Annotated in this window: 2 protein-coding genes and 1 pseudogene; all 3 read left to right on the top strand. The window is 49.9% G+C overall.

Features of this window, described 5'->3' with window-relative positions; genetic code table 11:
• Positions 1–53 precede the first annotated feature (53 nt).
• Positions 54–497: pseudogene (locus BM258_RS24150) on the top strand (transposase); the annotation flags it as partial.
• Positions 498–736: 239 nt separating this feature from the next.
• Positions 737–1,108: a thermonuclease family protein gene (locus tag BM258_RS24155; RefSeq protein ID WP_090075792.1), complete on the top strand. Its 372-nt coding sequence runs from the start codon at positions 737–739 to the stop codon at positions 1,106–1,108.
• A gap of 375 nt (positions 1,109–1,483) precedes the next feature.
• Complete coding sequence (locus BM258_RS24160) at positions 1,484–2,776, top strand: GGDEF domain-containing protein (protein WP_175528236.1); 1,293 nt, start codon at positions 1,484–1,486, stop codon at positions 2,774–2,776.
• The last annotated feature ends 111 nt before the right edge of the window (positions 2,777–2,887 follow it).

Here is a 2,887-nt window from a genome sequence, read left to right on the forward strand (position 1 = left end):
AGCATCTTCTCGCTGTTAAAATCTCAAGGCTGGGTTAACGACAAAAGTTTGCGACACGCCCTCGCAAAATCATTGCCCGCATAGAGGCAACCTCGAAAGGCTGCGACGCCCGTTTCATCGTCACCAACCTGTCCGGCCGGGCCAAGCATCTTTATGAGAAGGTCTATTGCGCTCGCGGCAATATGGAAAACATGATCAAGGAGCACAAGCTCTACACAAAGTCAGATCGTACATCTTGCCACCGGTGGGAAGCCAATCAGTTCCGGCTGTTTCTGCATACCGGGGCCTATTGGCTCCTGCTCAAGTTGAGAAGGGCGGCACCCAAAAGATCAAAATGGAGAGGGGCGTCATTCGAGACCATCCGCAGGTCATTCCTGAAAATCGCGGTACGGGTCGAGCAGCTCAAGTCAAAGATCAAGATTGCCTTCCCGACAGCCTGCCCGAACCAGTCTATGATGATCTTGCTGGCTCAGCGCATCGCTGCTCAAAGCCCGTGACAGGGGCGGCATGTGCCGCTATGCATCCTGATAACATCAACCTCAAGCCCCTGCCATATCTCCTGAAAACAACGCCCGTGAAACCCGGAGGCAAGGTTATGTCTGGCGAATTTAGAACTAACCTCATGAATTATTCGGGCTAGCGAACCTAAGCGCCCAGCTGGCTTTAGGCATTTTGGGACTACTTTTGCTTGATCTCATGAAACTGAGACAGGCCAATCTACGCACCTTGAAGGCCGATGCTAACAGCAGCGATTATTGTTTGTGCGAGCCTTTATGCCATTGATGGTGATACGGCCAAATGTGATGGCACAAACCTGCGCATGCTTGGCGATGGCACCCCTTATGTTGATGGGGTTGATACGCCTGAATCTGGTAAAAGAGCCAAATGTCCTTATGAACGCCAACTTGCTGAGAAGGCTACACGCCGGTTTGCAGAGCTCCTACGAGATCCTAATCTGACGATAGAAGATTCAGGCGAACGCGGTCCCTTTAATCGCCCGCTTGTGCGGTTTCGGCTTGGAGACGGAAGAACGGCTGGCGCTATTCTGCTATCAGAGGATCTTGCTCGTGTTTGGCATCGAGGGCGTCACATTGACTGGTGTCGATAAGCGAGAAATTCAGGATTCCGATCTGGGCCAAGGTCGGACAATGCGGCGGCATGGGAAGGGTAGGGGCTTTAGCCACTACCCTTTTCTATTGCCCCGATCGGCAAGAAGAATGGTGAGGGCAGCATACCTTCAATTGTTCATCAAAAAGACACTCGGAGCCGATCAAGAAACAATCCTGCATCCATTTGCCTGCGAACTTGGTTTGGAAGCAGGAAGCATACAAAAAACTGATCGAATTGGGTCTCCACCAATCTCAATGACTTGAAGAAATATTAATATGGCTCCATCAAAATGATTTTTATTAAGTGCTTTGATCTTCGCAAGGCATGCACGAGCCTCGCTAGAGATAACTATATAGAATATGGAAGAAATCTCATGAAGGTATCAGAGAAAGTGCGCAGTTTGTCTCTTAGGAGCTGGTTAGTGCTGGGCATGTGTATGGTTTTGTTGCCGTTCGCGAGCACCGCATTTTATGGCTACAAGATTTACCGCGAAGAAATATCGAAGACATTTGAGACTGTTATTCATGCCCACCACAGGATGTTGCTCCCACTAGAGCGGATTCAAGACATTTTCTGGGATATCTCAGACGAGATCAACGACTATGCCCAAGAAGGTGGCGCTGGCCATATAGTTTCTTTCGAAGCCTCAGCCAAAGCTGTACAGGCACAACTGGTGGAAATGAGCTTAGCGATTGCGGACAACAGCCGCTATGAACAGATCCTTCATGGTGTGCAGCTGCACTGGGAACAGGTGCTCAAGGTGGTGCCTGGTGTTCTAGAAGGCACGCCAACCACGGCAGATAGCAATCTTCAAATCTTTGAGCGCGAGATTTCCAAAGCAGCCCAACAACTCGGGCAACTTGCAGAAGAACTCCGATCTGAAAGCGAAGAAGCGCATCGGACCACGCTGGAAGCAATTAAAAGGTTTGAGATCCTTGCTCTGTTGGCCGCTATTTTGGCAATCGGTTTGGCCATTGTTACGATATATACGATTGACCGTGTGCTGATGATTAGCACTGACAAGCTCGTGGAGGGGGCCATGAGAGTGGCCTCCGGAGATAGAGAGCAGGAGATTGATATTCAGGTCCCCCCTGAATTGGCATCGGTTGCTAAAGCTTTCAACACGATGACAAGGCAAATTGTACTTCAGGAAGCCAAACTGCAATTAGCTGCGCGTCTTGATGGTTTGACTGGTTTGAAGAACCGGCGTGAGTTTGATCTCAAAGTAGCCGAGCAAATCGACGCAACCAATGTGAAAACAGCTTCTTCTGCTCTTCTGATGATCGATATTGATCATTTCAAGAGGTTCAATGACAGCCATGGCCACTTGGCCGGCGATGATGCCTTGCGCCATGTCGCCAAGGTTATTGCCTCAGGCGCCAGAGAGACCGATGAGGTCTTCCGATATGGCGGTGAGGAATTTGCTCTGCTTCTTTCAGATATTCGGCAGAATCAGATCCTTCAGGCGGCCGAAAGAATTCGCCGTGAAGTCGAGAAGACCCATATCCTGCTGCCCAACGGAGAATATGAGACTATCACGGTGAGCATCGGAGCCGCCGAATTTGCGGGCGGGATTTCATTCAATGACATTGTAGGGCAGGCGGACAAGGCCCTTTATCAGGCGAAGGCGTCTGGTAGAAACAAGGTCATTGTGGCGAAGTTCTAAACCGCAGCGATCCTATGGGGCGTGTCGCAAACTTTTGTCGTTAACCCAGCCTTGAGATTTTAACAGCGAGAAGATGCTTCGATTTGTTGAAGGAGCACCGTATGATTCTCA

It is taken from the genome of Cohaesibacter marisflavi (genome assembly GCF_900115225.1).
GTDB lineage: Bacteria > Pseudomonadota > Alphaproteobacteria > Rhizobiales > Cohaesibacteraceae > Cohaesibacter > Cohaesibacter marisflavi.

What these genes read in the sequence shown, in the direction of transcription:
- BM258_RS24160 (WP_175528236.1), top strand. Translation starts at nt 1,484, where the DNA reads ATGAAGGTATCAGAGAAAGTGCGCAGTTTGTCTCTTAGGAGCTGGTTA.
- BM258_RS24155 (WP_090075792.1), top strand. Translation starts at nt 737, where the DNA reads ATGCTAACAGCAGCGATTATTGTTTGTGCGAGCCTTTATGCCATTGAT.